The sequence below is a fragment of the Hyphomicrobium sp. genome, assembly GCF_020852195.1.
GTDB lineage: Bacteria > Pseudomonadota > Alphaproteobacteria > Rhizobiales > Hyphomicrobiaceae > Hyphomicrobium_C.
Genome location: NZ_JADZBI010000014.1, coordinates 1 through 5,764, shown reverse-complemented (window position 1 = coordinate 5,764; position 5,764 = coordinate 1). Strand labels below are relative to the sequence as shown.

Genomic DNA, 5,764 nt, shown 5'->3' with positions numbered 1-5,764 from the left:
GCGCAGCAGATCGCGCGGCTTGAGGCTCATGGCGCGGAGCAGGCGGACGAGCGTCGCGCGGTTCGGCGGCGTCTTCAGATACTCGACGACATTCGGGTCCTCGCCGCTCCTCTGGATCATGGCGAGCGTGTTGCGCGAGGTGCCGCAGCTGGGGTTGTGGTAGATGGTGATCGTCGCCATGGCGGGGCTCTCCGAAGACGCTGATCCCTCATAGCACGAAAGCGGCAGCGCCTCGTGGGCGCCGCCGCTCGCAGCCTCAAATATCGAACGACGATCAGGCGCGGCCGAGCTTGGCTGCGATCTCCGCGACGTACTTGCCCTGGAAGCGCGCACCCGCCAGCTCGTTCTCGCTCGGCTGGCGCGAGCCGTCGCCGGCCGCGAGTGTGGTGGCGCCGTAGGGCGAGCCGCCGCTGATCTCCGACATCGTCATCTGGCCCTGGAAGGCATAAGGCAGGCCGGCAATCACCATGCCCTGGTGCAGCAGCACGATGTGCGTGGCGAGGATCGTGCTCTCCTGTCCGCCGTGCTGGGTGGCGGACGAGGTGAACACGGAGCCGACCTTGCCGACCAGCTTGCCCTGCATCCAGAGGCTTGTCGTCTGGTCGAGGAAGTTCTTCATCTGCGAGGCCATGTTGCCGAAGCGCGTCGGCGTGCCGATGATGATGGCGTCGTAGTCGCCAAGCTCGCTCACGGTGGCGATGGGGGCCGGCTGGTTGAGCTTGTAGCCGCTCTTCTCGGCGACCTCGGGCGGCACCAGCTCGGGCACGCGCTTGATCTCGGCATGGGCGCCGGCCTCGCGCACGCCCTCGGCGACCGCCTGGGCCATGCGCTCGATGTGGCCGTAGCTCGAATAGTAGAGGACAAGGACTTTGGTCATTTAGGCAACCTTCGGTTTTTGTGGCAGATCAACACCACGGACGGGGCGATGGTTCGCCCCGCCCGCGGCCTTCACGTGAGACCGACAATGCGTTCCGGTTGCTACATCGGGCCGGCAATCCGGAGCGATCACGGTCTAGGCGCCGAGATCGAAGAGAAGGAACTCGGCGTTGTCGTTGGTCGCAATCGCGACCTCCGCTTCGTCGACAATGGCCGCACCGTCGCCCTGGGTGACGGTCGCGCCGTTGACGGTGACGACCCCGCGTGTCACCTGCACCCATGCCTTGCGGTGCGGGCGCAGTGCGTGGCTCACCGCATCGCCTTTCGCGAGATTGGCGACGTAGAGGTCGAGATCCTGGTGGATCGTGAGCGCGCCGTCGCGTCCGTCGCGGGCGCCGACGAGCTGCAGGCGGCCCTGCCGCGCCTCGGCCGGGAACGACTTCTGCTCGTAGCTCGGGGCGAGGCCACGCTCCTCGGGCAGCACCCAGATCTGCAGGAAGTGCACGGGGTCGGTCTCCGAGGCGTTGAACTCGCTATGGGCGATGCCAGTGCCGGCGCTCATGCGCTGCACGTCGCCGGGGCGGATCACCGATCCCGTGCCGAGGCTGTCCTTGTGGGCGAGGGCGCCGTCCAGGACGTAGGAGATGATCTCCATGTTGTCGTGCGGGTGCGTGCCGAAACCGGCGCCGCCCTCGACGATGTCCTCGTTGATGACACCCAGCTTTCCGAAGCCCATGTTCCGCGGGTCGTAGTAGTGGCCGAAGGAGAACGTGTGCTTGCTGTCGAGCCAACCGAAGTTGCTGGCGCCGCGTTCGTTGCTCTTGCGGATGGCGATCATGATTTCTCTCCTACTGTGAGCGGGGCCTCGGCCCGCGCCGCTGTTGAGGAGAGATTTGCACCTGCGGCCAGGAAGAACCAATATGGTGCCTGGAAATAGATTGGTTCCGGACAAGATACAAAAAGGCCCGCCGTTCGGCGGGCCTTTGGTCTCGCGGGTGGCCGTTGCTAGGCGGCCTTGGCGTCGAGGAAGGGGTAGTCGACATAGCCTTCCGCGCCGCCGCCGTAGAACGTTGCCTTGTCCGGCACGTTCAACGGCGCATTACGTGCGAGGCGCTCGACAAGATCGGGGTTGGCGATATAGCGGCTGCCGAACGCGATCAGATCGGCTGCGCCGGTCTCGACGGCGCGGATGGCGAGATCGCGATCGTAGCCGTTGTTTGCCATGTAGACACCTTTGAAGAGCTTGCGCAGCTTGCCGATGTCGGCGTTCGGCGGGAGCTCGCGCGTGCCGCCCGTCTGGCCTTCGACCATATGCAGGTAGCCGAGGCCGGCGTCGCTCGCCTTGGTGATGGCGGCTGCGAAGGTCGCCATGGGATCGGAGTCCGAGATGTCGCCGAAGTTCGAGAACGGGCTGAAGCGGACACCGACGCGGCTCGCCGGGAAGACGGATGTGAGCACGGCCAGCACCTCGCCCAGCAGGCGCGTGCGGTTCTCGATGCTGCCGCCGTATTCGTCGGTGCGCTTGTTGGTGCTGTCGCGCAGGAACTGGTCGATCAGGTAGCCGTTGGCGGCGTGCAACTCGATGCCGTCGAAGCCCGCTGCCTTCGCGTTCTCCGCAGCCTTGCGATAGTCCTCGACCACGCGCTTGACCTCGGAGGTCTCGAGGGCGCGGGGCGGAGAGGTGTCGGCGAAGCCGGTCGCGGTGAAGACCTGGGTGGCCGCGGTGATGGCGGAGGGCGCGACGGGGGCCTGTCCGTTCGGCTGCAGCGAGGTGTGCGAGACGCGGCCCACGTGCCAGAGCTGGGCGAAGATGCGGCCGCCCGCGGCGTGCACGGCGTCCGTCACCTTCTGCCAGCCCGCGACCTGCTCGGGGCTGTAGAGGCCCGGCGTCTGGATGTAGCCCTTGCCTTCGGGAGAGATCTGCGTCGCCTCGGTGATGATGAGGCCGGCGGTGGCGCGCTGGGCGTAGTACTCGGCGTTGAGCGCATTGGGCACATCGCCGTCCGGCGTTGCGCGGTTGCGGGTCAAGGGGGCCATGACGATGCGGTTGGGAAGCGTCAGTGTGCCGATGGTCAGCGGCGTGAAGAGCTTTTCGATCATGGAAGGTTGGTCTCCTCGTAACTGTGAGGCTGGACGTTAGGTGCTGGACACAGCCCAAAATAAGGCCTCTTGCGGCGGCGCAGGAGGCCTGGTTTCGGGCCGTCTATCAACTACGGCCCATGCTGACCGCTGGATCTCCGTTCGGCGAGTAGACCAAGGTAGTGCTGCAGTACTGCCGCACCGGCGATGGCGGTGATATCGGCGTGATCGTAGGCGGGCGCGACCTCCACCACGTCGCCGCCCACGATGTCGAGGGCGCCAAGATTGCGGAGGATCGTCAGGGCCTCGCGCGACGTGAGGCCGCCCGCGACCGGTGTGCCCGTGCCCGGCGCGAAGGCCGGATCGAGGCAGTCGATGTCGAAAGTCACGTAGGTCTTGGCATCGCCGACGCGGTTCAGGATGCGATCGATGACGCCGCGCATTCCGAGCGTCCCGACGTCGTCGCCGTAGACGATATCGATGCCGCAGGTCTCGGGCGCGTGCGTGCGGATGCCGATCTGGATCGAGCGCTCCGGCCGGATGAGGCCTTCGCCCACGGCGCGGGCAACGAACGAGCCGTGGTCGATGCGCTGGCCGTCATCGAGCCAAGTGTCCTGGTGGGCGTCGAACTGCACCAGCGCCAGCGGTCCGTATCTCTCCACATGCGCCTTGAGCAGCGGCCAGGTCACGAAGTGATCGCCGCCGATGGAGAGCAGCGTCGCGCCGTGGGCGATGATCTCGCGGGCCTGAGCCGCGATCTGATGGGGCGCTTCGGCGTGGCGGCCATAGTCGAGCGCGCAGTCGCCGTAGTCGACGACGGCGAGGCGCTCGAACGGGTCGGCGCGGAACGGATACTGCGCGTCGCCGCCGAGGATGGCGGAGGCGCGGCGCACGGCCTGTGGGCCGAAGCGCGCGCCGGGCCGGTTGGAGACGGCTGCGTCGAAGGGGATGCCCCAGATGGCAACGTCGACGCCTGCAAGGTTGCGCGTCAGGCGGCGGCGCATGAAGGAGGGGATGCCGCAGAAAGTCGGCTCGGGGGAGCCGTTGTAGAGGCTCGTGCCGAAGACGGCGGTGTCGGTCTCGCAGGGCCGGATGGGGTGCTTCAGCATCTCGTTCATGGTGCGTTTCCCTTTGTGACAGCGCGCCCAGGATCCGTCTTGCCGGCAGCCCCGACAAACGGCTATTTTTCCGCCTTCAGTTGATAAAAACTCATCTCATGGGTGAGCCATGGCGCTGCCGTCGTTGAATGCCATCCGCGCCTTCGAGGCTGCAGCCCGTCTCTTGAGCTTCAAGGACGCGGCGGACGAATTGCGTCTCACGCCGTCGGCGGTCAGCCGGCACATCCGGTCGCTCGAGCGGGCACTCGGCGTCACGCTGTTCGAGCGCGGGTTCCGGCAGGTGCAGCTCACGGAGAAGGCGCAGCCCTACGCCCGCCGGCTCACCGACGCCTTCAGCGTCATCGCCGGCGCGACCGACGAGATCAGCGTGCACGGCACCGGACGCCGGCGCCGGCAGAAGCGCGTGACGCTCTCCATCAATGCCGCCTTCATGAACCTCTGGCTTGCCGACCGCCTGCCGCGCTTCCGCGCGGCCTCTCCCGAATGCGAGCTCGAGGTCTCGATCCACGACGATCGCGGCAAGGGCGGCAATCCGAGCGCAGACCTGCGCATCCTCTTCACGGCGGACGAGGACGACGACCCCTCGCATCTTCCTCTGGTGTCGCTCATGGTGCTGCCGGTCTGCGCGCCGTCGCTGACGAAAGGGCCGGCAGCGCTGCGCAAGCCTGCCGATCTCGCGCGCCACAGGCTGCTGCACGAGAACACGACCGTCTGGTGGGAGGAGTGGATCGCCGGCGAAGGCGTCAGAGGCGTCGATCCGAAGGCGGGCGCGATCTTCCACGATCCCACGCTTGCGATCCGCGAGGCGGTGAACGGCGGCGGCGTCGCACTCGCCGACAACATCATGGTGGAGGATCTCTTGGCGCGTGGACTGCTCGTGACGCCGTTTCCGATCCGCCGCAGGATTCCGAGCCGCTATGCGCTCGCGGTGCGTCCCGGTGCCGCGTCGCTCGCCGGCGTCAAGCAGTTCCGCCAGTGGCTGCTCGCGGAGATCGCCCGCCACAAACGTGCGATGCAGCTCTCCTAGTATCCCTTCACTAAGAGGCGGGATGCCCAGCAATTGGGCATTACCCGGTGCTTCGGGCGCGGAATCTCTGCGCGCTATGTTCGTTGAGTTACAACCACCTAGCAATTCCGCGATGGTCTTCTCATATGACCGCCAAGCGCCGTGGTCCGCTTCGGCTCTCGGCGCGTACTCTCCTTGAAAAATCGGAAGACTTCGAGGGATCTCGAGATGACCACATTCAACCTCAATGGGCGCGATGTGACGGTCAACTCCGAGGACGACACACCGTTGCTGTGGGTGGTCCGCGACGAGCTTGGCCTCATCGGCACGAAATTCGGATGCGGCGCGGCGCAGTGCGGCGCCTGCACCATGTATCTCGAAGGAGCGCCGATCCGCTCCTGCGTCACGGCGGTTTCCGACGTCGCGGGACAGAAAGTGACGACCATCGAAGGGCTCGACGGACCTGTCGCCGACGCGGTGCGCGGATCGTGGCAGAAGCTCGACGTCGTTCAGTGCGGCTATTGCCAGTCGGGTCAGATCATGGCCGCGGCGGCCTTGCTCAGCGAGAAACCGGCGCCGACCGACGAGGACATCAACGACGCCTTGAGCGGCAACATCTGCCGCTGCAACACCTATCAACGCATCCGGCTGGCTGTTCATGACGCCGCCGCGACGCTAAAGGGCT

The 5,764-nt window shown here is 66.4% G+C and carries 6 protein-coding genes and 1 pseudogene; 2 read left to right on the top strand and 5 right to left on the bottom strand.

Going from position 1 to position 5,764, the window contains the following annotated elements:
* The 5 genes and pseudogenes from IT540_RS01240 to speB form a co-directional block, all read right to left on the bottom strand.
* A pseudogene (locus tag IT540_RS01240) lies at positions 1–180 on the bottom strand (arsenate reductase); the annotation flags it as partial.
* Between the two features lie 94 nt (positions 181–274).
* Positions 275–877 (bottom strand): NAD(P)H:quinone oxidoreductase, encoded by a 603-nt coding sequence (wrbA, locus tag IT540_RS01235; protein WP_291172143.1) that lies wholly within the window; start codon positions 875–877, stop codon positions 275–277.
* Positions 878–1,012: 135 nt separating this feature from the next.
* Positions 1,013–1,714, bottom strand: a complete 702-nt coding sequence (locus tag IT540_RS01230; RefSeq protein ID WP_291172142.1) for a pirin family protein — start codon at positions 1,712–1,714, stop codon at positions 1,013–1,015.
* 167 nt (positions 1,715–1,881) lie between these two features.
* Entirely contained in the window at positions 1,882–2,976 is a 1,095-nt protein-coding gene (locus tag IT540_RS01225; protein ID WP_291172140.1) for an alkene reductase, read from the bottom strand.
* A gap of 110 nt (positions 2,977–3,086) precedes the next feature.
* Positions 3,087–4,064 carry an agmatinase gene (gene speB / locus IT540_RS01220; RefSeq protein ID WP_291172146.1) on the bottom strand — a complete coding sequence of 326 codons (978 nt, stop codon included), beginning with the start codon at positions 4,062–4,064 and terminating at the stop codon, positions 3,087–3,089.
* A 118-nt stretch (positions 4,065–4,182) separates the two neighbouring features.
* Here speB and IT540_RS01215 point away from each other — a divergent pair, with 118 nt between their 5' ends.
* Together IT540_RS01215 and IT540_RS01210 are read left to right on the top strand one after the other, a co-directional pair.
* On the top strand, positions 4,183–5,100 hold the full coding sequence (locus IT540_RS01215) for a LysR substrate-binding domain-containing protein (RefSeq protein ID WP_291172138.1): 918 nt from the start codon (positions 4,183–4,185) through the stop codon (positions 5,098–5,100).
* Positions 5,101–5,307: 207 nt separating this feature from the next.
* A partial coding sequence (locus tag IT540_RS01210) for a 2Fe-2S iron-sulfur cluster-binding protein (RefSeq protein ID WP_291172135.1) occupies positions 5,308–5,764 on the top strand: 457 nt, incomplete at its 3' end.

Coding starts and splice junctions, on each gene's coding strand:
- wrbA (WP_291172143.1), bottom strand. CDS start 877: ATGACCAAAGTCCTTGTCCTCTACTATTCGAGCTACGGCCACATCGAG.
- IT540_RS01230 (WP_291172142.1), bottom strand. CDS start 1,714: ATGATCGCCATCCGCAAGAGCAACGAACGCGGCGCCAGCAACTTCGGT.
- IT540_RS01225 (WP_291172140.1), bottom strand. CDS start 2,976: ATGATCGAAAAGCTCTTCACGCCGCTGACCATCGGCACACTGACGCTT.
- speB (WP_291172146.1), bottom strand. CDS start 4,064: ATGCTGAAGCACCCCATCCGGCCCTGCGAGACCGACACCGCCGTCTTC.
- IT540_RS01215 (WP_291172138.1), top strand. CDS start 4,183: ATGGCGCTGCCGTCGTTGAATGCCATCCGCGCCTTCGAGGCTGCAGCC.